The sequence below is a fragment of the Enterococcus sp. 6D12_DIV0197 genome (genome assembly GCF_002174385.1).
GTDB classification, from domain to species: domain Bacteria; phylum Bacillota; class Bacilli; order Lactobacillales; family Enterococcaceae; genus Enterococcus_D; species Enterococcus_D casseliflavus.
The window spans coordinates 3,203,364-3,228,781 of record NZ_NIBN01000001.1 but is presented as its reverse complement, the minus strand read 5'-3'; the positions used below and the strand labels follow the sequence as shown (position 1 = coordinate 3,228,781).

At 43.9% G+C, this 25,418-nt stretch carries 18 protein-coding genes; 15 read left to right on the top strand and 3 right to left on the bottom strand.

Annotated features, from left to right (window positions below):
• Positions 1–50 precede the first annotated feature (50 nt).
• Complete coding sequence (locus A5867_RS15065; RefSeq protein ID WP_087627932.1) at positions 51–1,214, bottom strand: ROK family transcriptional regulator; 1,164 nt, start codon at positions 1,212–1,214, stop codon at positions 51–53.
• 250 nt (positions 1,215–1,464) lie between these two features.
• Here A5867_RS15065 and xylB point away from each other — a divergent pair, with 250 nt between their 5' ends.
• The 10 genes from xylB (at position 1,465) to A5867_RS15015 (ending at position 16,804) form a co-directional block, all read left to right on the top strand.
• The gene (xylB, locus tag A5867_RS15060; RefSeq protein ID WP_087627931.1) at positions 1,465–2,961 is read left to right on the top strand and encodes a xylulokinase; all 1,497 of its coding nucleotides are present in this window, start codon (positions 1,465–1,467) and stop codon (positions 2,959–2,961) included.
• A 117-nt stretch (positions 2,962–3,078) separates the two neighbouring features.
• Positions 3,079–4,386: a xylose isomerase gene (gene xylA / locus A5867_RS15055; RefSeq protein WP_005228447.1), complete on the top strand. Its 1,308-nt coding sequence runs from the start codon at positions 3,079–3,081 to the stop codon at positions 4,384–4,386.
• 140 nt (positions 4,387–4,526) lie between these two features.
• A complete protein-coding gene (locus A5867_RS15050) occupies positions 4,527–5,993 on the top strand; it encodes a glycoside hydrolase family 1 protein (protein ID WP_087627930.1) in 1,467 nt (488 codons plus the stop codon).
• A gap of 36 nt (positions 5,994–6,029) precedes the next feature.
• On the top strand, positions 6,030–7,436 hold the full coding sequence (locus A5867_RS15045) for a response regulator (RefSeq protein ID WP_087627929.1): 1,407 nt from the start codon (positions 6,030–6,032) through the stop codon (positions 7,434–7,436).
• A gap of 362 nt (positions 7,437–7,798) precedes the next feature.
• Entirely contained in the window at positions 7,799–8,629 is an 831-nt protein-coding gene (locus A5867_RS15040) for a BglG family transcription antiterminator LicT (protein ID WP_010749938.1), read from the top strand.
• A gap of 111 nt (positions 8,630–8,740) precedes the next feature.
• The gene (locus A5867_RS15035; protein WP_087627928.1) at positions 8,741–10,591 is read left to right on the top strand and encodes a beta-glucoside-specific PTS transporter subunit IIABC; all 1,851 of its coding nucleotides are present in this window, start codon (positions 8,741–8,743) and stop codon (positions 10,589–10,591) included.
• 10 nt (positions 10,592–10,601) lie between these two features.
• Complete coding sequence (locus A5867_RS15030) at positions 10,602–12,029, top strand: 6-phospho-beta-glucosidase (RefSeq protein ID WP_087627927.1); 1,428 nt, start codon at positions 10,602–10,604, stop codon at positions 12,027–12,029.
• A 144-nt stretch (positions 12,030–12,173) separates the two neighbouring features.
• Positions 12,174–13,073: an ROK family protein gene (locus A5867_RS15025; RefSeq protein ID WP_087627926.1), complete on the top strand. Its 900-nt coding sequence runs from the start codon at positions 12,174–12,176 to the stop codon at positions 13,071–13,073.
• Positions 13,070–15,340 (top strand): alpha-xylosidase, encoded by a 2,271-nt coding sequence (gene yicI / locus A5867_RS15020; RefSeq protein ID WP_087627925.1) that lies wholly within the window; start codon positions 13,070–13,072, stop codon positions 15,338–15,340. The genes A5867_RS15025 and yicI overlap by 4 nt, the downstream gene beginning before the upstream one ends.
• Positions 15,341–16,804, top strand: a complete 1,464-nt coding sequence (locus tag A5867_RS15015) for a glycoside hydrolase family 43 protein (RefSeq protein WP_087627924.1) — start codon at positions 15,341–15,343, stop codon at positions 16,802–16,804. It begins immediately after the preceding gene.
• Positions 16,805–16,862: 58 nt separating this feature from the next.
• Here the strand turns inward: A5867_RS15015 and A5867_RS15010 are convergent, their stop codons facing one another.
• Both A5867_RS15010 and A5867_RS15005 read right to left on the bottom strand, forming a co-directional pair.
• On the bottom strand, positions 16,863–18,659 hold the full coding sequence (locus A5867_RS15010) for a histidine kinase (RefSeq protein WP_087627923.1): 1,797 nt from the start codon (positions 18,657–18,659) through the stop codon (positions 16,863–16,865).
• A complete protein-coding gene (locus A5867_RS15005) occupies positions 18,656–19,261 on the bottom strand; it encodes a DUF624 domain-containing protein (protein WP_010749932.1) in 606 nt (201 codons plus the stop codon). Before A5867_RS15005 ends, A5867_RS15010 begins: the two co-directional genes overlap by 4 nt.
• A gap of 235 nt (positions 19,262–19,496) precedes the next feature.
• Here A5867_RS15005 and A5867_RS15000 point away from each other — a divergent pair, with 235 nt between their 5' ends.
• From A5867_RS15000 to A5867_RS14980, 5 genes are all read left to right on the top strand, one after another.
• A complete protein-coding gene (locus tag A5867_RS15000) occupies positions 19,497–20,438 on the top strand; it encodes an ABC transporter permease subunit (protein WP_005228459.1) in 942 nt (313 codons plus the stop codon).
• A gap of 15 nt (positions 20,439–20,453) precedes the next feature.
• Positions 20,454–21,386, top strand: a complete 933-nt coding sequence (locus tag A5867_RS14995) for a carbohydrate ABC transporter permease (RefSeq protein WP_005228460.1) — start codon at positions 20,454–20,456, stop codon at positions 21,384–21,386.
• Between the two features lie 21 nt (positions 21,387–21,407).
• Positions 21,408–23,156 carry an ABC transporter substrate-binding protein gene (locus A5867_RS14990; protein ID WP_087627922.1) on the top strand — a complete coding sequence of 583 codons (1,749 nt, stop codon included), beginning with the start codon at positions 21,408–21,410 and terminating at the stop codon, positions 23,154–23,156.
• 142 nt (positions 23,157–23,298) lie between these two features.
• The gene (locus A5867_RS14985; RefSeq protein WP_087627921.1) at positions 23,299–23,955 is read left to right on the top strand and encodes an SGNH/GDSL hydrolase family protein; all 657 of its coding nucleotides are present in this window, start codon (positions 23,299–23,301) and stop codon (positions 23,953–23,955) included.
• A complete protein-coding gene (locus tag A5867_RS14980; RefSeq protein WP_087627920.1) occupies positions 23,952–25,418 on the top strand; it encodes an alpha-L-fucosidase in 1,467 nt (488 codons plus the stop codon). Before A5867_RS14985 ends, A5867_RS14980 begins: the two co-directional genes overlap by 4 nt.

Here is a 25,418-nt window from a genome sequence, read left to right as displayed (position 1 = left end):
AAAACGCTGGACTGCTCCTTCAGTCCAGCGTTTATTTAGCGTATCAGTTGCTACAAATCAAGTGCCGCAAAGCGCAAATCGTTGATATTCAAGAAATGTTTCGCCACTAAAACATTGCCGCCAAACAGCGGGGCCTGATCGCCTAATCGACTGTTTTTGATCTTCGTGTTTTTGGTGAACTGGCTGGTCAATTTTTGTTGCAGCGCCAGTAATAAATCAGGAATTTTGCGATAGACCGAGCTGTTGATATAGACTTCTTCGGGATCAGAAAAAGTGATGACATTGTTTAGCCCAATACTAAGAAACTCAACATTTTGTTGCGCCAATTCGACTGCTGATTTTTCTCCGGCATAATAGGCTTGTGCAAAGGTATCCGAATTAACGAACGCAGTTTTTGTATAGTGACTGTAGGTGTCAAACAAGACTTTGTTCGACGCATATTGCTCTAAGCAGCCTCGATTGCCGCAAGGGCACAAGTTGCCGTGAGGAAAGAGCGTAGAATGGCCAACTTCCCCCGCCATGCCGTGAGTACCGGTTTGCAGCTGCCCATCAACGATGATTCCGACACCGATCCCACTATGGACGCTGACGCTCAGTAAATTCGTGGAATCAGAAGAAAAACAGTACTCGCCTAAAGCCGTCAGATTGGCTTCGTTTTCTATATAGACCGCCGTATTGTATTTTTGGCTCAAAGGGGCGATCAAATCAAAGTGTTCCAAGTCGTAGTAGGGGGCAAAGGTGACCGTCTGATTGTGAACGATGCCGTGGATCGCCAAACAGATTCCTACTAATCCATGAGTGGTTTGCGGCATTTGCGGCCAAAACTCTTTCATCATGGAATCGATCGTCGCCAGTACATTTTCTTTGGTGATCAATTCATGGGAATGGTCGGCAGAGGCGATCATCTCGCCATTGATATAAGAGAGCATCCCTCGAACATAGTTATAGCCGATGTCAAAGGTAACAGCTAAGCTGCTACGGTGATTGAATTGCAATTGAATCGGTTTGCGACCACCGATCGAAGTGGAATCACCGATGCCGACTTCGCGCACGAAGTCCGTGTCGATCAGTTTTTTGGTTATTTGAGAAACAGACGCTTTATTGAGATGGGTCAAATTTGACACTTCCGCTCGTGACACATTTTCATTGTCAATGATCGTCTTCAATACAGCCGCTTCATTTTGTTCGCGTATGCCCATTTTATTGATAATCATGTGTTCTCCTCTTCGTAGATGTGATTAGTGTTAGTTTACCGTGCAAATTAATATTGTGCAAGTTGAAGAATAAAGAAAAGACGCAGAATGTAGGAGCAGCAGTTTGAGAAGGAAAAACCATGAAAGATTCGTTGAAAGCGCTTGACATGAATGCGAGAATCGTTTACTATCCAATTAGTTAGTTTTGAATGCTAATTAACCGTTTGAGAGTCAATGGTTAACTGCTTCAAACAGAGGAAGGAGAGAAGAGATGGCTTATTTTTTAGGGTTGGATCTAGGAACAAGTGCGTTAAAAGGCTTAGTTTTTGATCAAACCGGGGAACTCCAAGGAACAGCAAGTGCTGACTATCCATTGTCATCCCCAAGACCGGGGTTCAGTGAGCAAGAGCCGGTGCATTGGCAAGAGGCGGCAGATAAGGTGATCAAAACCTTGATCCAGCAGCTTCCAACGTTGCAGAAGGAATTGATCGGCATCAGCTTTTCTGGGCAAATGCATAGTCTTGTTTTATTGGATGAAGAAAACCGAGTCATTCGTCCGGCAATATTATGGAATGACGTTCGGACCACCAAACAATGCCAAGAAATCATGGCATCCTTTGGAGAGGAAATAAAAGCAATCACCAAGAATGTTGCTTTGGAAGGGTTCACCTTACCAAAAATTTTATGGGTCCAAGAACACGAGCCTGAACATTGGCAACAAGTTCGTCACATGATGCTGCCAAAAGATTACTTGGCTTTTTGGCTGACTGGGAACTATTCGATGGATTATTCCGATGCAGCGGGTACGTTACTGCTGGATATCGAAAAGAAGTACTGGTCTGAAGCCATTTTAGAAAAATTCGCTATCGCATCGGATTTACTGCCGCAGCTTTTTGAATCAGCAGCGCCTGTAGGGCAAATGCGAAAAGAGCTGCAAGAAGCCTTTGGGTTTGAACAAGAGGTGACGATCTATGCAGGTGGCGCAGACAATGCCTGTGCTGCATTAGGTTCAGGGATCATCGCCGAAGGTGTCGGCATGGTGTCGATTGGCACTAGCGGTGTGTTCTTATCCTTTGAAGAAGCGCAAGAGGTTGATTATCAAGGAGATCTACACCTTTTCCGTCATGCGATCAAAGACAAGTTGTATTCAATGGGGGTCACGTTAGCCGCTGGAAATTCCTTAAGCTGGTATCGTGATACGTTTGCCCCCAACCAATCGTTTCAGGAATTGCTTTCAGCGATCAGTGAGGTAGACCCAGGGGCAGAAGGCCTGCTGTTTACGCCTTATATCGTGGGCGAACGCACACCGCATACCGACAGCCAAATCAGGGGTAGTTTTATCGGCATCGACACACGGCATCGCGAAAAGCATTTCAGTCGTGCGGTCTTAGAAGGGATCACCTTCTCTTTGAAAGATTCCCAAATGATCATGGAAGAACGGGCACAGCGGAAATTCACCCAGATCGTTTCTGTGGGGGGCGGTGCGAAAAATGCCGAATGGCTGCAAATGCAAGCCGATATTTTTAATGCAGAAATGCTGACTTTGTCTACTGAGCAAGGTCCAGGTATGGGAGCAGCAATGCTGGCAGCAATCGGCAGCGGCATTTATCCAGATGCAGCTGCCTGTGTTAACGCCTTTGTCAAATACGGCAAGGCCATTGCACCGATTCCTGAAAATGTCGCCAAATACCAAGAAATTTATGCGATCTACCGCACCGTCTACCAACAAACCGCACCTATCTGCCATGCATTGGCGCAAATCGAGTAGCGTAATGGCAGCAGGCAATCTACATGATCAAAGCGAGGAATCGTTTTTGGTTCTAAATGATTGGAAACAAGTAAGTTAGTTTATTACACTAAAAAACATAAAATGGAGGCAACAACAATGACTTATTTCCCAGAGATCGAAAAAATCCGCTACGAAGGTCCTAAAACAGACAATATGTTTGCATTTCGCCACTACGATGCCGAAGAAGTTGTTTTAGGCAAGAAAATGAAAGATCATCTACGTTTTGCAATCGCCTATTGGCATACGATGACGCAAGACGGCTCTGATCCTTTCGGCGCACCTGTCAACAAACGGACGTGGATCGGTGACACCGAAATGGAAACGGCGAAAAATCGAGTAGAAGCCTTCTTCGAGATTTGCGAAAAATTAGGGGCAGAGTTCTTCTGTTTCCATGATGTTGACGTGGCACCTGCAGGAGAAACGTTAGAAGAATTTTTCCAAAACTTAGACGAAATCACCGATTTGATCAAAGAAAAAATGGAACAAACGGGAATCAAACTATTATGGAATACAGCAAATATGTTCTCACATCCTCGTTTCAATAACGGCGCTGCTTCCACCAATAATGCGGAAGTTTATGCGTATGCGGCAGCCCAAGTCAAAAAAGGCTTAGATATCTCGAAAAAATTAGGCGGCGAAAACTATGTCTTCTGGGGTGGCCGTGAAGGCTATGAAACCTTGTTGAATACAGACATGAAATTTGAACAAGACAACATCGCCCGTCTATTCAAAATGGCGATCGCTTATGGCGAAAAAATCGGTCATAAACCGCAGTTCTTATTAGAGCCGAAACCAAAAGAACCATCAAAACATCAATATGATTTTGATGCAGCGACAACGATGGCCTTCATTCAGCACTACGGCTTAGAAGGAGATTTCAAATTAAACCTAGAAGCCAATCATGCAACATTAGCTGGCCATACCTTTGAACATGAAATCGCCGTTGCCCGTAGCTATAACGCATTAGGCTCACTGGATGCCAACCAAGGAGATATGCTGTTAGGGTGGGATACGGATGAATTCCCAACCAACGTCTTTGACTCCACACTCGCTTTATACGAAGTCTTAGAAAACGGCGGCATCGCGCCGGGAGGAATCAATTTCGATTCTAAAGTCCGTCGTTCGTCATTTGAAATGGAAGATCTGTTGTTAGCCCACATCGCTGGTATGGATACGTATGCCAGAGCGTTGAAAGCAGCAGCGAAACTAAAAGAAGACCGCTTCTTAGACGAGTTGAAGGAAAAACGGTACGCCTCTTTCCAAGAAGGCATCGGAGCGAAGATCGTTGCTGATGAGGAAAGCTTAGAAACACTGACAGATTACGCATTGGCTCATGATCAAATCGAATTAGAATCCAGCCACATTGAATATGTGAAATCTCGTTTGAATGATTACCTGTTTTAATAAGAAACGACTGTCGTTCTGAGGAGCGGCAGTTTTTTCACCTAAAAATATCTTTTAGCAATTGTTACGAATCAACCAAATTATGATACGATAAAATGTAACCGATTTATTTCGGTTTAGGAAATGAAGGAGGCAACTTGATGTTTCACACAAACTTAGATCCTTTCCCAGAAAACTTCTTATGGGGGGCAGCTTCGGCGGCCTATCAAATTGAAGGAGCATGGGCAGAAGACGGCAAAGGTCCGTCGATTTGGGACACCTATGCCCAAATTCCTGGCAATACTTTTGAGGAAACCAACGGCAAAGTGGCGATCGATCATTACCATCGATACAAAGAAGATATTGCCTTGATGAAGCAAATGGGCTTGAAAGCCTATCGCTTCAGCGTGGCGTGGTCGCGAATCTTGCCTGATGGCGAAGGCGCGGTCAATGAAGCGGGTATGGCGTTTTACGAAAAGCTGGTGGACGAATTGCTTCGGCAAGGAGTAGAGCCGATTTTGACGCTGTATCATTGGGACCTTCCCCAGGCTTTGCAAGACAAATACTTAGGGTGGGAAGGCCGAGAAACAGCAGAAGCATTTGAACGGTATTGCCGAATCCTTTTTGAACGCCTAGGAAAGAAAGTCACCTATTGGGTCACGATGAATGAACAAAATGTCTTCACTTCTCTTGGGTACCGTTGGGCGGCACATCCACCAGGCTTGAAGGACTTAAAACGGATGTATGCAGCCAATCATATCATCAACCTTGCCAATGCTAAGGCGATCAATTTGTTCCATGAGCTGGTTCCTCATGGCAAGATCGGTCCAAGTTTTGGCTATGGACCGATGTATCCGTTTAGCTGTGACCCTGAAGATGTGCTGGCAGCAGAAAATGGCGAAGCCTTCAACAACGCATGGTTTTTAGATGTCTATTGCAAAGGCGAATACCCGAAATTTGTGTACAAGCAATTAGCCAAAGTTGGCTTGGCTCCTGAAGTCACTCCAGAAGATCAAGCACTATTAAAACAGGCAAAACCTGATTTCTTAGGGATCAATTACTATCACGGTGGGACGGCCCAGCAAAACAATTTGCAAAAGCAGTCAGCTGAAAAGAAAGAATTTTCTAAAGTCGATCCGTATTTGATGCAAGCGGCAGCTGGTGAGTTCTCACCCGAAGAAACCATGTTTGCGACAGCAGAAAATCCTCACTTGAAAAAAACAGATTGGGGCTGGGAGATCGATCCCGTTGGTTTCCGTGTAGCCTTGCGCCGCATCCAAGCCAATTATGACTTGCCGATTTTTATTACTGAAAATGGGTTAGGCGCTATCGATCAATTGACAGAAGACAAGCAGATCCATGATCCATACCGCATTACCTATTTGCAGGAACATCTGGTGGAATTGCAAAAGGCCATTACGGATGGGGTTGAGCTGATCGGCTATTGTGCTTGGTCCTTTACAGATCTACTAAGTTGGTTGAATGGATACAAAAAACGCTATGGGTTTGTTTATGTCGATCGCGACAATCAAAGCGAACGTCAGTTGGCGCGCATCCCGAAAGATAGTTTTTATTGGTATCAAGAGGTGATTCGCACCAACGGGGCAAGTTTGACAAGTGAAACATGATGTAACGAAGGAGTAGCTGAAAATGGAGGTTGGAAAATGCGTAAAGTGTTGATCGTTGACGATGAAGCATCGATCCGAAATGGGCTACCTCTGATCATCGATTGGGAACGTCTGGGGTATCAAATCGTCGGGTCGGCGGAAAACGGCGAAGCTGGCTTGGCAATGATCCGTGAATTGAAGCCAGACGTTGTGATCGCTGATATCCGTATGCCGGGAAAAAATGGTCTTGAGATGGTGCAAGCAGCATCGGAGGAAGGGCTTTTGTTTTTTGCCATTATTTTATCCGGCTACTCAGATTTTGACTATGCCAAGCAAGCTTTGCAACTGGGCGCTGTGACCTATTTGCTGAAACCAGTTGATGAAGAAGAGCTGATCGGTATTTTGACGAAAATCGATCAAAAAGCCAAGACCGATCAGCAGAAAAATCAGAAGAGTCAGTTGATGGAGAAATTGTTTGGCGGGGATCAAACGGGGATCAAAGACGCACAAGCCATCAAGCTATTGCGTCTTTCCGAGGAGGCAGATGCCCAAAAGCTGGTTGAGAAATTGCAGGAGCAAGTGGCGCAAGTCGTCACCTTGATCCATCGGCATCATCGGTATTTGGTTTTGTTAAACGAGGAGCGCTTTCCCGACGAGGCGATCGATGCGTGGTGCCGTAAAAAATTGGCTCACCAAGAAATCTTGATCTCCCGCTGGTTTGCGGCGCAAGATAACTTGAAGCCATTGATGATCGATATCCAGACATTAAGTAAATTGATTTTCTTATTTCCCAATCAAGTCATTTCTCACCATGTTTTGGATACGACGCAAGAAGCAGAAGAACGAAGTGATTTGCGTGAAGAATTAGTTAAGGCGATTTTGGCAAACGATCCGTTAGAACAGCCGTTATCCCGCTATTATCAAACCTTTTATCATTCATTGGCATTGGAAGAAGAGATCAAATGGCAAATCAATGGTGACATCGAATGGCTGCAGCATCAAATCAGTGAAAAAGTAGCCTTAGCAATCAAATGGTCGACAGACGAAGTGCATCAGCAGATTTTTCTCGTCCAGACGTTTCCAATGCTGCAAGAGGTGATCACCGCAAAACTAACAGACTTGCAAGCAACAGTCGCCAGCAGTTTGAACCAAATCGATATCATTGCAGAATTGATCCAATACACGAAAAAGCATTATCAAGAAGATTTGACCTTGAAAAAAATCGGGGAACGTTTCAATTACAATAGTGCCTATCTAGGCAAGAAGTTTCGCAAAGAAACTGGGAAAAATTATTTGGCGTTCTTGGATGAAGTTCGAATGGAAAAAGCGGTGGAAATCTTGCGTCATTCCAATCTAATGGTCTACGAAGTTGCTGAATTGGTGGGCTACAGCAATGTTGATTATTTCTACAAAAAGTTCAAACAATACCATCAGGTTTCACCGAATGAGTTTCGGAAAACATAAGAAAATTCGCTGATACATGAGCAGCTATTTTTCAGGAAAACAGTCCATCGCATAGGCAATGAAAAGAGAAATTTGTGAAAAGAAAAAGCGGCATTACAGGTTCGCATGGCGGCAGCAAGAGACAACACGTCTTTTTTTGTCGCCATTTTTTTGAATAATCTCGTCAGAAGCTCATACAAGAAAATGCTTTAAAAAAGCTATTGACGTCGTTTTCATTTTGAAGTATAGTAAGTGCATCGGATCGTTACTGATAATGCAGGCGTGACCACAGGTATGAGATTTTCTCCATTCGTTTGTTTTGGAAAAAGATCATAGCTAGTTGGTGACGTTATTTTTTTGTTTTATTTTAGGAGGTGTTGACCATGGAAATCGTCAAAGTATTTAATAATAATGCTTCATTAGTCCTGAACGACAATCACCAAGAAGAAGTTGTGATGGGGAGTGGCATCGGCTTTGGTTTGAAGCCAGGCGACACTGTCGATCAAAAGAAAATAGAAAAGCGATTCATCATTAACGACCAAAAAAGCATTGCAGATTTGGAACAGCTGCTTAAACGGATTGAATATCGTGATCTGCAACTGGCCAGCGATATTTTAAAATTGTTTGAGGAAGCGTTTCAATGCGAAAGCAATCCTGCACTGCTAGTGGCACTTGCAGACCATATCGGTTTTGCTCTGACGAGGGCAAGAGAAGGGATGAAAATTCAAACACCCTTAGAATGGGAATTAAAGCAGGTGTACCCGAAAGAATATGAAATTGGTCTTCAAGCGGTTGAGCTGATGCAAAAGCGAACACATCTGAATATTCCGCAAGATGAGGCTGCTTTTATTACGCTGCATTTCGTGAATTTTTTAGGCGATAACAACGGAATGGAAGAAACAATGCTGATTTCCAAAGTCATGAAAGATATTTTGACGATCATCAATTATCATTATGGCAAAGAATTCAGACAAGACTCTATTTATTTTTCCCGATTCATCACTCACATTCGCTACTTTGTTAAACGACAGATGAGCAATGAGCTACCAGCTCAACCAGCGTCTAGTTTATTAGATGTGATTCAACTGAAATATCCGTTGGATTATGAGTGTGCTATGAAAATCAAGCAATTTCTGGAAAATAGGTATCAGTGGGAAATCACTGAAGATGAAGTGTTGTATTTAACCTTACATTTAAATCGATTGGCATCTTAACGGATCGTTACTGGTAAAGCAGGCGTGACCTAGAGTGAGCACTCAAACGAGTCTTTTGTTTGAGGTGTCTTCTAGATCACGCTTTTTATTATACGCAAAAGGAGAGTAACTATGAAATTTGAAAACGAAAGTGCCGCGATCATTCGCTTGATCGGTGGTGAAAAAAATATCGACAGCTTGGTTCATTGTGCAACGAGATTGCGTTTTGGCTTGAAGGATGACGCCAAGGCCAATAAAGGGGAACTTCAAAAACTACCCTATGTGATGTCCGTTGTACAAAGTGGAGGACAATATCAAGTCGTAATCGGCAGCAATGTATCAGATTATTATGCGACGATCTCAGCTATGGCTGGGTTATCAGATCAAGAAACAGGTTCTTCGAAAAAAACAGGTTTTAATTTGAACGCCGTATTTGAAATTATCTCAGGTGCTTTTTCTCCTTTAATTCCTGCTCTAGCAGGTTCGGGGATGCTAAAAGCACTGCTGACGGTTTTGACCCAATTTAATTGGTTATCAGCAGAATCTTCTACTTATGTCATTTTGAGTGCCGCGAGTAATGCAATATTTTATTTTTTACCGATTTTCTTAGGGATCACGTTGTCGAAAAGATTAGGTGCCAACATGTACGTTGGCGGTGTGATTGGTGCAGCATTGTTGGAACCTCAGTTTACTGGGTTGATTGGCGTTGAAAATACAAATTTCTTAGGGATACCAGTTCAAGCCGTGGACTATGCCACAACCCTATTTCCGATTTTTGCGGCTATTTTTATTTATCAATTTGTAGATAAATTTTTGAAAAAGATTATTTATAAAGACATTCAATTGTTTGCCGTACCAATGCTTAGTTTGATGATCATGATTCCATTGACCGTTATCCTTTTTGGTCCATTCGGCACTTTTTTCGGGGATCTTTTATCAGGAAGTGTAATGTGGTTATTTGAAAAAAGCCGGATCCTTTCAGGCATCGTTTTAGGCGGCGGGATGACCTTCATGGTTATGTTTGGTTTGCACTGGGGCTTTACACCTGTAACGTTAGATAATCTGACAAGATTAGGTGGAGACCCTATTGAAGGAATGGCATTGGCCGCTGTTTTTGCTCAAATCGGGATTGCAGTTGGCTTCTTCTTACGAGCGAAAAAACATTCGAAAATGCGGGCTTTGGCAGGCCCAGTTGCATTGACTGGCTTCTTTGCCGGCGTGACAGAGCCCATCGTCTATGGGATTATTCTTCGTTACAAAAGACTTTTGCCGATCGTAGCTATTTCCGGTGGTTTAGGCGGAGCAGTGTTAGGTGCTTTTGGTGTGACGATGAATGCGTATGTTTTCCATAATATTTTTTCCTTGCCTGTTTACAGTCCTTTGGTGGGTTATCTGATCGGAATCACCGTTTCATTGTTGTCAGGAGCTTTACTGGCTTATTTCTTCGGCGTGAAGGAAAGCGAACTAACAGAATTTGAAGCAGAGCCTGAATCAGAGGTAGAAAGTATCTTAACCAATGCAGCAACTCCGATTTATTCACCGGTAAAAGGACAAGTGATGCCTTTAGCAGAAGTGGAAGACGATGTGTTCGCCAGCGGAATCGCTGGACAAGGAATTGCGGTCATCCCCGATGAAGGAATCATTCGGGCACCTTTTGCAGGTACTGTTGTTGCTGTTTTCCCTTCTAAGCATGCGATTGGTATTAAATCTGATCAAGGGGTTGAATTATTGATCCACGTTGGATTGAATACCGTGAATCTAAATGGTGAGTTTTTTGATGTTAACGTCGAAAATGGTGCGACAATTGCACGAGGAGATCGTTTGTTGACCTTTGACCGGCAGGCGATTCTGGATAAAGGCTATCAATTATCGACACCCGTGATCGTTACAAATTGTGGACCAGATACAGTAATCGAGTACGAAACAACGGCCGGAACAATTGAAGTAGAAGGGATTCTGTTTACCGTAAACAACGAAGGATAGGAGTTTGAAAATGAAAGAAAACTTTTTATGGGGCGGTGCGATCTCCGCTCATCAAGTGGAAGGTGCTTGGCAAGAAGGCGGGAAAGGGATCAGTATTGCCGATGTGATGACAGCAGGAACGAAAGATCGGCCTCGGAAAATTACCAACACAATCTTGCCTGAGGAATATTACCCGAATCATGAAGGCATTGATTTTTACCATCGTTACCCGGAAGATATCAAACTTTTTGCGGAAATGGGTTTCAAAGCTTTGCGAATCAGTATCGCATGGACACGAATTTTTCCTTTAGGAGATGAACAACTACCGAACGAAGAAGGGCTGTATTTTTACGATCAGGTCTTTGACGAGATGCAAAAATATGGAATAGAACCTGTTGTGACGTTGTCTCATTTCGAGATGCCCTATCATTTAGTTGAAACCTATGGGGCTTGGCGCAACAGAAAGATGATCGGATTTTTTGAACGTTTTGCGCAAACTGTAATGGAGCGCTACAAAGAAAAAGTGCGGTATTGGCTAACATTTAACGAGATCAACAATCAGCGGATCATCGATAATCCAATTTACAGTTTTACCAATTCTGGTGTGATCTTTGACGAGGATGAGGAGAAACTAGCAGGCATGTACCAAGCTGCTCACTATCAGTTTGTTGCTTCAGCTCGTGTCGTCACAGCTGCGAAAAAAAACAATCCTGAGTTTCAAATTGGCTGCTGTTTAGCTGCCACGCCTAATTACCCGCTGACTTCTGATCCTCGTGATCAATTGTTAGCACAACAAGAAGATAATAATCAACTCTATTTCACAGATGTACATGTCCGTGGACACTACCCAAAAAGAATTCTCAATGAATGGCAGAAAAAAGGGTACACGATCGATGTGACAGAAGCCGATCTTGATGATTTGGCAAAGGGCACCGTTGATTATATCGGTATTACTTATTATTTAAGCAATACAGTATCTACCCGCTCAGATGCAAACTATCTACATGATCCTTTGTTGGGCAGCAGTGTGCTAACAACGAATCCTTATGCAACGATGACGGAATGGGGCTGGACGATTGACCACATGGGATTGCGCTATATGCTGAATCTCTTGCAGGACCGTTATGAACTGCCGATTTTTATTGTGGAAAATGGCTTTGGTTTTAATGACCAAATGACAGAAACCGGCATTCATGATCCCGAACGGATTGACTATTTAGCTGAACACATCAAACAAATGATGCTTGCCATCGAGGAAGACGGCATTGATGTGATTGGGTATACAGCATGGGGCTGTATTGATCTCATCTCATTTACTACAGGTGAAATGCGAAAAAGATATGGGTTCATCTATGTAGACCGTGACAATGAAGGGAATGGTTCGCTTGATCGAATCAAGAAAGATTCTTTTGATTGGTATAAGGAAGTCATTGCTTCAAATGGAGCAATACTGAAATAAAAAAGAAGTATCCTATTGCCTATCGGAGACAGAAAAAAGCTAATTTTTATAGTAAGAAAGTCTATTCTAAGAAGTAGGCTTTCTTTTTTTTCTTTTATATAATTTAAATGAAACTGTAAGCGCTTTTCGAACGGAGGAGGAGAAATGACAGATGTACGCCTGTGCTTTGATGTAGGGGGGACCTATATCAAATTCGGGGTTTTTACGGAGAAGAATCAATGGCTGGACCGAGGCAAAATCAAAACCCCGAGTAATACGCGGGATGAATTTTTTGCTGCCTTAGCTGCCAAAATAAAAGAAGTCGAGCAAGCGCATGTCATCGAAGGGATCGGGCTGAGTTTTCCTGGTTTCATTGATTCAGTCAATGGCCGAGCGATCATGGCGGGGGCGTTGGCTCCTTTACACGGCTGTGCTGTCGTACAAGAGCTGCAGCAGCGTTTAACCAAGTCCTATCCGATCTGGATCGAAAATGATGCAAAATGTGCTGCTTTAGCAGAACTTTCTACCGGCAATGCTGCTGACGTACAAGATTTTGTCATGATCACATTAGGCACCGGTATTGGTGGCGCGCTCGTTCATCAGCGCCAGTTGATTCACGGACATGGGTTTCGGGCAGGAGAATTCGGAATGATGATCACTGATTTTCAAGCATCTTCTTTTGCGACCCTCCATGATCTAGCTTCAACGAGAGGACTGATTGCTGCCTATCGGCGGGCAAAAGCGATTCCTGAATCAGAGGAGATTCTAGGCGAAACCATCATGCAACAGCGGTCGAGTGATCCTGAAACGCAGGAGATCCTGAAACAGTGGGCACGTTATGTCGCACTTGCGATTTACAACCTAGCTGTCACGATGAATCCCGAAAAAATACTGATCGGCGGCGGCATCAGCCAACACCCTGATCTATTAGCTATAATCAAACAAGCAATCAATGAGAACCCCCATTGGCCAGATTTCCAAGTGCCGATCGAGACTTGTCGTTACTATAATGATTCTGGTCTGTTAGGGGCGTTGACATTGATCCAACAAGGAGGAAAAAAATGAAATTTTCAGATGGCGGTTGGTTATTTCGTGAAGGATTTGATGTGAAATTTGCGGTGCATGTCTACGATGCCCGTAAAGAAGAAAACAAATTGGTCTTATATCTGCCTTATAGCTATGTTGGGCATAAAGGGGCAACGCTGGATGGCGGATTGTTAACGATGGAAGTCACTACCCCTAGAAGCAATATCATTGGGATCACCCTCTATAACTATAAAGGGGTCCAAGCCAAAGCCCCCGATTTTGAATTGATGACAGAAGCGATCACTCCTGATATTTCAGAAGACGAGCAATCCTATGTTTTTCGCTCGGGAGACTTGCAAGTCGTAATCACCAAAGAGGAAAATGTGACAGCTTCGTTTTATTACAAAGAACAGCTGATTACCCAAAGCAAGCCTCGCAGCAAAGCCTTAGTGATCGATCCGCAAGCAAATACCCATATCAGCGAGCAGTTGACTCTGGATGTGGGAGAAACGATCTATGGTTTAGGGGAACGCTTTACTAATTTCGTGAAGAATGGCCAAAGTGTTGATATTTGGAATGCCGATGGGGGGACTGGTACAGAGCAAGCTTATAAAAATATTCCTTTTTATGTAAGTAATAAAGGGTATGGCGTCTTTGTCAATTCACCAGATCGGGTGCAATTCGAAGTGGGGAGTGAAAAAGTTTCGCGTGTTCAATTCAGCAATCCAGGACAATCGCTGCAGTACTTTGTGATTGCCGGCGATGAGTTAAAACAAGTGATTCAGCGCTACACTGATTTGACGGGGAAACCGTCGTTGCCGCCTGCGTGGTCCTTTGGTTTGTGGCTAAGTACCTCGTTCTTGACGGATTATGATGAACAAACCGTGACGTCTTTTGTAGACGGTATGGCAGAACGTGATATCCCTCTTGAGGTCTTTCATTTTGACTGCTTATGGATGAAAGAATACGAGTGGTGCAACTTCACATGGGATGAACGAACTTTCCCAGAACCTGAAAAAATGCTGCAGCGCTTGAAAGCCAAAGGATTGAAAATCTGTGTCTGGATCAATCCTTACATTGGGCAAAAATCACCCTTGTTTGATGAAGGGATGGCGAATGGCTACTTTTTGAAACGCGCCAATGGAGATGTCTGGCAATGGGACAAATGGCAAGCTGGTTTGGCGGTCGTCGACTTCACCAACCCTGAAGCGATCGCTTGGTACAACAGCAAGCTGCGTGCCTTATTAGACATGGGTGTGGATTGCTTCAAAACGGATTTTGGTGAACGGATTCCCACCGATGCGGTGTACTATGATGGCTCTGATCCAGAAAAAATGCACAATTATTACGCCTATCTATACAATAAGGTCGTCTTTGACTTGCTGAAAGAAGTCAAGGGAGCAGAAGAAGCCATCGTTTTTGCGCGGGCAGCTTCGGTTGGTTCACAACGCTTGCCTGTACACTGGGGCGGCGACAGTACCTCAGATTATCCATCGATGGCAGAGTCGCTGCGGGCAGGTCTGTCCTTTGGGTTAGGCGGCTTTGGGTATTGGAGCCACGATATCTCAGGGTTTGAAGCTGGCTCAACTCCAGACCTCTACAAGCGCTGGACACAATTTGGTCTGCTGTCTTCCCATAGCCGTTACCATGGCAGCTGGGAATACAAAGTGCCATGGGTCTATGACGACGAAGCCGTGGCGGTAGCTAAAGCCTTTACCAAGTTAAAACTGTCCTTGATGCCTTACTTGCAAGCCCAATCGGTGCTAACCGCTCAAACGGGGATTCCGATGATGCGGGCAATGGTCTTAGAGTTTCCTGAAGACGAGATGACCCATCATTTGGATCGCCAATACATGCTGGGGGAACACCTTTTAGTGGCGCCCATTTTTAATGATCAAGGAACAGTCTCCTTTTACGTACCGAAAACGAAGGGGCACTGGATCGACTATTTATCTGGCAAAGCATACGAGGGCGGACGCTGGTACCAAGAAACCTATGACTATTTCCACTTGCCACTGTTAGTCCGACCAAATCAAGTCATTATCGAAGGCCATGAACAAACCAAAGCAGTCTATGACTATGCCCAACAGCCAACGATCCATCTTTTTGATCCGCAAGACAAGACCGCTGCCGCTATCTATGATCACCACGGTGAGTGGCTTGGCGAGGTGGCTGTCGAAAGAGCCGATCAAGAATTGATCGTCAAGCTGACTGGCATCCAGCAAGCATTCTTGCAGATACACACGACTGCTGGAAAAACGAGCCATGAGCTGACGGCTGACCAAACCACGATAAAGGAGTTTTAGATGCCCATGCGAACCATCACGAATCCAATTTTACCTGGTTTTCATCCAGATCCCAGTATTTGCCGTGTCGGTGAAGACTTTTATCTGGTGACGAGTACCTTTGAATATTTTCCTGGATTACCAATCTATCACAGTAAAAACTTGGCAGACTGGCAGCTGATTGGCCATGGACTTTCGCGACCTGAGCAGTTGAAGCTACCGACGAAAAACCCCAATGCTTTTGGTCTGTATGCCCCAACCTTGCGTTTCATCAAGGACCGCTTTTACCTCGTTTGTACTAACGTTGGCGCAAACGAAGGAGGAGAAGGCAATTTTCTGATTTGGACGGATGACATCGCTGGTGAATGGTCTGACCCGATTTGGCTGGACACCCCTGGGATCGACCCAACAATTTTCGTAGATGACGATGGGCAGACCTATTACTTAGGCACCCATAAGGAGATCTATCTGCGGACGATCGATTTGGCTTCTGGAGAACTAGGCCCGCGGCAAAATATTTGGACGGGCAGCGGAGCGGCTGATCCAGAAGGCCCCCACTTGTATAAAAAAGACGGTTATTACTACCTGTTGATCTCCGAAGGCGGAACGTCCTATGGGCATATGCTGACCATGGCCCGCAGCCGTTCCTTGACGGGACCCTATGAAGCATGCCCCAACAATCCAGTGATGACCAATCGCAGTACGAATCTGCCACTGCAAGCCGCAGGGCATGCGGATCTCGTGCAAGATACTAAAGGCAACTGGTGGGCAGTCTGTCTAGCAGTACGCCCCATCAGCTATCCTTTGAGGCATTTGTTAGGGCGGGAAACATGCCTGCTGCCAGTGGACTGGTCAAACCCATGGCCGGTGTTTGGCGAGGAAGGTCATCTACCAGAAACCATTCAGGTAGACACAGCAGCGGCACCAAAGGAAACACAAAAGAAGAGCAGCAAGCCTGATTACGTGACTTTATTCGAATGGGACCCGACGTTGATTGAAGAAGAGCCGCATGGCTTCTTGCTGCATCCTAATCAGACGGGTCTGTCTGATCAAGGCAAACTTGCGGCTGTGTTCCAACGGCAAACCGCCTTTGATCAACAATTTCAAGCAACCTTTGATTGTCGGCAACTAACGGATGGACAAGCGGGATTGACGGTTTTCTTAAATGCCACCCATCACTATGAGGGATACCTGGAAAAAACGGCGTCCAGTCAGCAGCTAGTTTTCCGCCGACAAATCGGCTCCCTATGGAAAGTGGAAAAGAAACTGCCTTATGCAGCAGATACAGTCACCTTGCAGCTGAGCGCCGATAAAGAAACTTATCGTTTTTCTGTTGTTGATGAGCAAGGACAAGCACAGCCTTTAGGCAGTGGAGAAACAAAATATCTGACTACTGAAGTTGGCGGTGTCTTTACTGGGATCATGGTAGGCTGCTATGCCAGCGCCTCTTCATCCCAACAAACCCTTCGTGTGCGGGATTTCTAATCAATCAAAAGCCCCCCTTCGATTTCTGAAACAGGAATCGAAGGGGGGCTTTGCTGTTTTAGTGAGGAGAAGATGAATCTTGGCTTAGATCGTGGATCCGCAAGGTGACTTGTGTGCCGCTGCCCAACACACTCTCGATCGTCAAGCCGTATTCAGGTCCATAAAACATTTTGACCCGATGATTGACGTTGGCTAGCCCAATGTTCTTTTTGGCATGGGTGGAGGGCGTCTTGATTTTTTGCTGCAAGTGTTCGAGTTTTTCTGGCGGTATCCCGCTGCCGTTGTCTTGTACCACGATCACCAGATCATGGCCGTCTTTGGTGATCGTCAAACGGACAAACCCTGGATAGGTGATGCCTTCCAAACCATGGGAGATGGCATTTTCCACCAATGGTTGAATCAGGAGGGGCAATATTTGGACTTCTTTTTGGTCGATCTCATTGGAGACTGAATAGGAAAAGTTGACTCGATCGCCAAAGCGCATCCGCTGGATCTTGACATACACGTGAACCGCATCTAAGGACTCTTCTAAACTCGTTCGCTTGGTTCCGTGGGCTTCTAGCGTATAGCGCATCGATTTTGCCAGTAACTTGATGGCATAAACGACGTCAGAATTGCCAGAAGTCAGCGCCATCATACGAATCGTTTCTAATGTATTGAACAAGAAGTGGGGGTTGATCTGCCCCGCTAAGATATTAAATTCCATTTGCTGCTGCTGAGTCAACAGCTCTTGCTGTGCCAAACGTGAACGGTAGATCTCTTCTTCTTTTTTCTTGATTCGTTGAATGATCTTGTGGAAATCAAGAGAGATCTGTGAAATCTCGTCTTCGCCGCTGATATTTTGAAAGAAATCATAATCCTCGATCGAGGCAAAGTAGACCGCCTGCTGCAGTTGAGAGATTCGTTTAGTAAAGAATCGAGCAAAGAGAAAGACGATGATGAAAGTAGTGATCAAAATCACCAAAACGATCGTGCTCCACCGGATCAGATTGGTGCGTAGATTGCTGTAGGCATTGGTATCCGCACTATAAATCGTGATGATGTCTTCTTTGTTACTCATGGGTAAGGTGCTTTTGGTGAGCATCACCTTGGTACCATCATTTTTTAAAAAGGCAGCACTCGTTTGCGGCTCAGAAAGAGCTGTCAGCTGTCCCGGTTCCCCAACTTGATTGATTTTGTCGCTATAAAAGATGACATCATCATTTAACTGTAATTCCAATTCATAGGATGAATTACGAAGTCGGTTACTGAGATAATTGTAATCGACTTGGATCTCCAAAACGGCTGTTTCTTTTGATAAAGGCAAAGGTAACGTTTTATAAAGACTCAAACGATTTGCTTTGTAATCCTCTGGCATCGTCATCAAAAAAGCATCGGGTTGCTTGAGCGCTCGTTGGTACCAGGCGGTCGCTTGAATCGTGTCATCTGCCTGTTGAAAATATTTATAGTTCGGAATGGTTTGATTCGTCGTATAGATAGTTAATTTCGCAATCGAGGTTTGAAGATTTCTGATCTCATCTAGCTGATCATAGCTATTGATGTCCACAATCGCTTCTTGATCGTCAAGGTAATTGGCAGTTAAAAGTTGACGTAGATGGGTATCGTTTGATAAGGAACTCGCCGTGTTGGTCAGCGTGTTTGTTGTATCAAAAAGAACAGATTTGACACGCTGAGCATTCAACTCTGCCAAGTGTTGGTAATTGCCTGTCAGCTGTTTGGTTGAATCGTAGACCAATAAGAGACCTATAGTCACTGTGGATAAAAAAACAACAGGTAGATAAAGAATGAACAATTGTCGCCGAATGGAAAACTGACTCAGACGACGAAAAAGTGAGAGATGACTGATTCTTTTCATGCTTGTTGATTACGAAAGATAGAAAGCAACAGGAACGAACTACAATAAATAACAAAAGAAAAGCCGAAAATCAACAAGAGAAATTTAAACAACGGAAATAAAACAACAAAACAAAACGCAGCGATAGGAATAAGTGCGAGAGCTAACGAACGGACAGGGTCCGCGATCGGTAACAGAAACGCATTTTTTAGTGTTTGCCTAAAGCTGTTTTCATAACGTCCAATTAAGGCAAGGCAATAGACTAACACAATAAACAGATAAATAGCTGTAACAATTAGAACGAAAGCAAAAATACTGGCAAGAATGGTTTTTGAGGAAAACCAAAACAAGCTACTATACAGTAGTGCTACCATGGGGAGCCCAAGAAGGAGAAAACTACCGGTGGCTTTCATAAAGTTTGCTCGTAGCGCTCGCACATAGCCTACAATCAATTCACCACGCTCCTCATCCGCATAACGAATCGTCACTTCATAAAGGGCAGCTGTCGCAGCACCAATCGTAATAATTGGCAAACAGCTAATGATATATAGTAAATTTAACAATGTAAATTGTGAAAAAACGGTGGTTATTTTGTACAGTTGACCATCAGGATTGTACTTCATTTTTATCCCTCCAAAATTGATATATTCCTATAGTACTCGCAAAAAACAAATTTTGAAAGCCTTACCATTCGAGCGGTTTCTAGCGAAAACATTGATAGATCAACGTTCTTTATAAATAAAAGAAAAATGAAGTCTAAAATGTACGGATTGACCTCTATTTTTCACAGGTGGCAAATAAGCATTCAGGTGCTAGTATTAAAAATGTAAAAGCGGTTACAAAAAAAGGGGGAGGAAAATGGAAAGTAAACTAAGCAGTGTCCCAAGAAAAAATAAGCGGGTGACACGAGAAGGGAAGATTTTGTTTTTATGTATCGTTCCCTTTCTGATTCTCGTGTTTTTGTTCTCTTATTTTCCTTTGCATGGATGGATTTATTCACTTTATGATTACAAACCAGCATTAGGTTTAGCGCGCAGCGAGTTCGTAGGCTTCAAATGGTTTCGACTTCTTGTCTCTAGTCCAACACAAGTGGATCAGATCGTACAAGTAATGAAAAACACCTTTGCCATGAGTTTTTTAGGGATCGCCACTTCGATCCTACCAGTAGGCTTCGCCATTTTACTGAACGAAATCAAGTGCAAATGGTTTAAAAATTTGGTCCAAACGCTGACCACGCTGCCGAATTTTATCAGTTGGGTTTTGGTGTATACGATTGCCTTTAGCTTGTTTTCTTCAACAGGGCTGGTAAACACGTTGCTGCAAGAATGGGGCTTCGTTACCGATCCAGTCAAATTTTTGGATAGCGGCAATCATACGTGGCTGATGATGTGTCTTTGGAATATTTGGAAAGGCTTGGGCTGGGGTGCCATCATGTATCTTGCAGGCATTTCAGGAATTGACCCCGAATTGTATGAATCGGCACGAATCGATGGGGCGAATCGTTTCCACCTGATGCGTCATATCACACTACCTGCCTTGATGCCGACGTTCCTTGTGATGTTGATGCTGTCTATCGCCAACTTGCTGAACAACGGAATGGATCAGTACTTTGTCTTCCAAAATGCATTCAATCGAAACACGATCCAAGTCCTCGATTTGTATGTCTACAATTTAGGGATGGGCGGAAATAGTCTATCGCTAGCGACCGCGATCAGTATGCTAAAAAGCGTCATTTCTGTTGCCTTGTTAGCCATCGTCAATATTGCTTCGAAAAAAATTCGGGGGACATCCATTATTTAGAAGAGGAGGATATCAATGGAACTATCGATTAGTGAAAAGAAAAAGGCGAAAAAAGTACGCAAACGTGAAAACCTGACGTTTAGTATCCTCAATTATACCTTTTTCTTTTTGATTACGTTGATTTGCGCGTATCCCTTTTATTACTTGATCATTAATTCAATCAGTAATAATGAGTTGAGTGCGTTAGGCCAAATTCGCTTTTTTCCACAAGAGATCCATTTTGAAAACTATAGTCAAGTGTTACAGCTAAAAGGATTGCCTCTAGCCGCAACGGTTTCGGTGGCTAGAACGGTGATTGGTACCGCCGCGACTGTCTTAGCTTCAGCCTTCTTAGGCTTCATGTTTACCCAAGAAAAAATGTGGAAACGAAAATTTTGGTATCGCTTTGTCGTGATTACAATGTATTTCAATGCAGGGTTGATTCCATTATTCATCACGATGAAGACATTAGGTTTAACGAATAACTTTTGGGTCTATATTTTGCCGGCTGTCGTTCAGCCCTTTAATATCATCTTGGTGAAAACCTATATTGAGTCGATCCCCAAATCATTGCAAGAAGCAGCTGAAATGGATGGAGCTGGCATCATTCAAGTATTCTTTCGGGTAATTTTACCCAACTGTACCCCGATTTTAGCAACAGTAGCGATTTTCTCGGCAGTGGGTCAATGGAATTCCTTCCAGGATACACTGATTTACATTACGGATCAAAGTCTCTACTCCTTGCAATACCTTCTTTACACGTATATCAATCAAGCCAATTCGTTAGCACAAATGGTCAAAAATACATCGGGATCACTTTCTAGCATCGCTTCAGCAGCAACAACGCAGACGCCGACGTCGATCCGCATGACCGTTTCAGTCATTGTTGTTTTACCAATCATGTTCATTTATCCGCTATTCCAGAAGTATTTTGTTAAAGGAATTATGTTGGGTGCGGTGAAAGGCTAATAAAAAGAAAGAGGGAAGAAAATGAAAAAAATGTCCAAATATGTAACAACAGGTTTGTTAGGCATGACATTGCTAGGTAGTTTAGCCGGCTGTGGAGGAGCGGCTGAATCTGAGACAGATGCTGCTTCCAGTGAAAGTGGCTACGATGAAACGATCACGATCGATGTCTATAATGGGCTAGCCAACTATATGGGGATGCAAGAAGGGTGGTTTGCCAAAATCGTGCGGGATAAATTCAATATGGAATTGAACATCATCGCACCAAACGTTGCTGGAAACGGTGATACCCTTTATCAAACGAGAACGGCAGCAGGCGATTTGGGTGATTTGATCATTGTTGATAATGGCCAACAATACAACGAATTGGTTGAAGCAGGTTTGTTGACCGATGCGAGCGAGTATTATGAAACTATGGAAAACGTTCAGCGCTTCGATGCGGCTGTTCAAAATCTAAACAAAGATGCCGATGGGCTGTATGGCTTTCCAACTTCTGTTTCTACCTTAAAGGCCACCGATCCTTCAGAAGGATTAGACCCTACATTTGGTGCTTACGTGCGTTGGGATCTTTATGGGGAGCAAGGATACCCAGAAATCGGGACATTGGAAGACCTGCTTCCTGTGATTCAAAAAATGCAAGAAGACAATCCAACAACAGATTCTGGCAAAAAAGTGTATGGTTTTTCTCTATTCAGCGATTGGGACGGCAACATGATGAATGCAGGCAAACAGCTTGTCACCTACTATGGGTACGATGAATCAGGATTTGTCTTGGCAAAAGCCGATGGATCTGATTATCAAAGCATTCTCGATAGTGATTCTGAATATATTCGCGCACTTAAGTTTTACTTCGAAGCCAATCAAATGGGCTTAGTTGACCCGGAATCAACGACGCAAAATTACGATACACTTTTTGCAAAATTTCAAGAAGGACAAGTGTTATTTTCATGGTGGCCTTGGTTAGGTCAAGCGGCCTTTAATACGACCACGAACTTGACTGAAGGAAAAGGCTTTATGTTGGCACCGATCCAAGATCAAAAAATCTTCTCTTATGGTGCGGAAGTATACGGTGGCAAACAATTTATCGGGATCGGTTCTAATGCCGAAGACCCAGAGCGAATCGCAGCCTTCATTGACTGGCTCTACTCATCAGAAGGTGTGTTAGCAAATTCTTCTCAAACAAGCGGCAGTAGTGGTCCAGAAGGGTTGACTTGGGAAATGAAAGACGGCGAGCCTGTCTTAACTGAGTTCGGAAAACAAGCATTGCTAGATGGTGATGGGGATGTGCCAGAAGAATACGGTGGCGGAAGTTACAAAGATGGCGTATCTGCACTCAACGTCAATACGGTATTACCGATCGATATCAATCCTGATACAGGCTTCCCTTATGCTTATACGATGTGGGAAAGCTACCAAAATGAAACAACCGATCCTGTAAAAGAAGATTGGTCAAAAAATATGGGTGGTGCAGAATCCACCATTGGCTATTTAGAGGAGAACGACCAATTGTTAGTTGCCCCTGGTGCCAGCTATGTAGCGCCAGAAGATAGTTCAGAGATCTCTACGTTGCGTAACCAAGCCAAAGCGACGATCATCGAGTACTCTTGGCGAATGGTTTTTGCCAAAGATGAAGCAGAATTTGATCAATTGCTAAAAGAAATGCAAGAAACAGCAGATGGTCTTGGCTATCAAACCGTTTTGGAATTTGACATGAACAATGCAAAAGATCAAAACGAAAAACGGATAGAAGTAGCGAAAGAATTTGGGGACTAATCAAAAACAAACAAAGAATCGCTCGAGTGATTTGCCAACGGTTCCTTGGCAAAAGTGAGTATACAGCCTTTGGATAAGCAATCACTTAAGAAGATTGATCCAGCACCAGCGGATCAGTCTTCTTTCTTTAAGGAGGAAAACAATGATAGTGGATAAAAAAGATCGTTTGCTTTTTATGGGGGATTCGATCACAGATAGCAATCGAAATTATCAAGCGATACCCGCAGGTTGGTCTTCATGGGGGGACGGCTATGTTCATCTGATCAACGCCTATACCACAGCATTACTCCCGCAAATGGAATTAATGATCGTCAACCGGGGTGTCAGTGGGGATACGGTTGTCGATTTGAAGAAGCGCTGGAAGGATGATGTGTTGGCATTTCAACCAGATTGGGTAACGATCATGATCGGTGTGAATGATGTGTGGCGGCATTTTGATGGAACCTTTGCTCAAACGGAACTAGTGGGGCTCGAGAGATTTGAATCAGAGCTGCGTGATTTGATCGAGCAGACCTTGTCAAATGTCAAGGGGATGATTCTTTTGAGCCCGTTTATGGTTGAAGCCAACAAAGAAGATCCATTAAGAAAAATGCTTGCCAATTACCAACAAGTGCTTGCCAAAGTAGCGCAAGAGTATGGTATCCTTTTAGGGGATACGCAGGAAAAGTTTGATGATTTTTTGCTTTATCAATCATCCTATGTCTTAAGCAGTGATCGCGTGCACCCCTCGACTGCAGGACATGTGTTGATTGCAAAAACATGGCTGGAAACAGTCGGTATTTTGGAGGAAAAACAATGATCACAGTAGAAACGATCCAGCAAGTCGCACATCAAGGCCCCTTTTTTCCAAATTGGCAGTCATTGGGCGCTTTTGTTCTACCGGAATGGTTCCGCAAAGCAAAATTTGGGGTCTTCATTCATTGGGGACTGTACAGTGTTCCAGCCTTTCACAATGAATGGTATTCAAGAAATATGTACATCAAAGGCCATCCAGAATATGATCACCATATTGAAACCTATGGTCCACAAAAAAACTTTGGCTACAAAGACTTTATTCCGATGTTTACCGCAGATAAATTTGATGCAAATGAATGGATTCGCTTGATCAAACAAGCCGGTGCCAACTATATTTTTCCCGTTGCAGAACATCACGACGGGTTTCAGATGTATAAAAGCGAACTGTCTGAATGGAATGCGTCAGTTATGGGGCCGAAAAAAGATATTCTTGGGGAACTAAAAGAAGCAGCAGAGGAGCAAGGCCTGCATTTTTGTACCTCATCTCATCGTGCCGAACATTGGTTTTTTATGGGACACGGTAAGGATTTTGACAGTGATATCAAGGAGCCGTTGGCAAAAGGCGACTTTTACTGGCCAGCGATGCCAGAGCCAGACCATGAAAGTCTCTTTAGCGAGCCATACCCGTCAAAAGAATTTTTAGATGATTGGCTGCTTAGAACCTGTGAACTCGTCGACAACTATCAACCAGAGCTGCTGTATTTTGATTGGTGGATCCAACATGAAGCCTTCAAGGAGCATTTGCAACTTTTCGCTGCTTACTATTACAATCGTGGGGCTGAATGGGGCAAACAAGTTGGTATTTGCTACAAGCACGATGCCATGATGTTTGGTAGCGGTATCGTGGAGATTGAACGGGGGAAATTTGCCGAACCACAACCTTTTTACTGGCAAACAGACACAGCAATCGCTCGTAATTCATGGTGCTATACCACGACATTGGATTATAAAACAACACGTGAGATTTTACAGGATTTGATCGAAGTCGTCAGTAAAAACGGCAATCTCCTTTTGAATATCGGGCCGAAAGGGGATGGTTCGATCCCAGAAAAAGATCAAGCGATCTTAAAAGAAATCGGTGCGTGGCTGGATGTAAATGGTGAAGCCATTTATGAAGCGAAACCATGGCGCAAAGCAGGGGAAGGGCCCACGACCGTAGTTTCGGGCCAATTTCAAGAAGCACAGGCGACGACATACACGAGCCAGGATTTCCGCTTTACGGTTCAGGGGGATTCGTTGTATGCGATTGGCATGGCAAGTCCTGAGAATGGACACGCAAGGATCCAAGCACTGGCACAATCCAAAGACCAAAATTTGCCAGAATTTCACGGCATCATCAAAACCGTCACGATTCTAGGATACGAAGAACAGCCTGTTGATTGGCAAGTGACCGATGAAGGCTTGCAACTAACTTTTGAACCAATTGAAACCGACCAACCAATTGTCTATAAAATTACAATGAAATGA

Coding starts and splice junctions, on each gene's coding strand:
- A5867_RS14995 (WP_005228460.1), top strand. CDS start 20,454: ATGGAACTATCGATTAGTGAAAAGAAAAAGGCGAAAAAAGTACGCAAA.
- yicI (WP_087627925.1), top strand. CDS start 13,070: ATGAAATTTTCAGATGGCGGTTGGTTATTTCGTGAAGGATTTGATGTG.
- A5867_RS15000 (WP_005228459.1), top strand. CDS start 19,497: ATGGAAAGTAAACTAAGCAGTGTCCCAAGAAAAAATAAGCGGGTGACA.
- A5867_RS15035 (WP_087627928.1), top strand. CDS start 8,741: ATGAAATTTGAAAACGAAAGTGCCGCGATCATTCGCTTGATCGGTGGT.
- xylA (WP_005228447.1), top strand. CDS start 3,079: ATGACTTATTTCCCAGAGATCGAAAAAATCCGCTACGAAGGTCCTAAA.
- A5867_RS15030 (WP_087627927.1), top strand. CDS start 10,602: ATGAAAGAAAACTTTTTATGGGGCGGTGCGATCTCCGCTCATCAAGTG.
- A5867_RS15040 (WP_010749938.1), top strand. CDS start 7,799: ATGGAAATCGTCAAAGTATTTAATAATAATGCTTCATTAGTCCTGAAC.
- A5867_RS15015 (WP_087627924.1), top strand. CDS start 15,341: ATGCCCATGCGAACCATCACGAATCCAATTTTACCTGGTTTTCATCCA.
- A5867_RS15050 (WP_087627930.1), top strand. CDS start 4,527: ATGTTTCACACAAACTTAGATCCTTTCCCAGAAAACTTCTTATGGGGG.
- A5867_RS15010 (WP_087627923.1), bottom strand. CDS start 18,659: ATGAAAAGAATCAGTCATCTCTCACTTTTTCGTCGTCTGAGTCAGTTT.
- A5867_RS14980 (WP_087627920.1), top strand. CDS start 23,952: ATGATCACAGTAGAAACGATCCAGCAAGTCGCACATCAAGGCCCCTTT.
- A5867_RS15045 (WP_087627929.1), top strand. CDS start 6,030: ATGCGTAAAGTGTTGATCGTTGACGATGAAGCATCGATCCGAAATGGG.
- A5867_RS15065 (WP_087627932.1), bottom strand. CDS start 1,214: ATGATTATCAATAAAATGGGCATACGCGAACAAAATGAAGCGGCTGTA.
- A5867_RS14990 (WP_087627922.1), top strand. CDS start 21,408: ATGAAAAAAATGTCCAAATATGTAACAACAGGTTTGTTAGGCATGACA.
- A5867_RS14985 (WP_087627921.1), top strand. CDS start 23,299: ATGATAGTGGATAAAAAAGATCGTTTGCTTTTTATGGGGGATTCGATC.
- xylB (WP_087627931.1), top strand. CDS start 1,465: ATGGCTTATTTTTTAGGGTTGGATCTAGGAACAAGTGCGTTAAAAGGC.
- A5867_RS15005 (WP_010749932.1), bottom strand. CDS start 19,261: ATGAAGTACAATCCTGATGGTCAACTGTACAAAATAACCACCGTTTTT.
- A5867_RS15025 (WP_087627926.1), top strand. CDS start 12,174: ATGACAGATGTACGCCTGTGCTTTGATGTAGGGGGGACCTATATCAAA.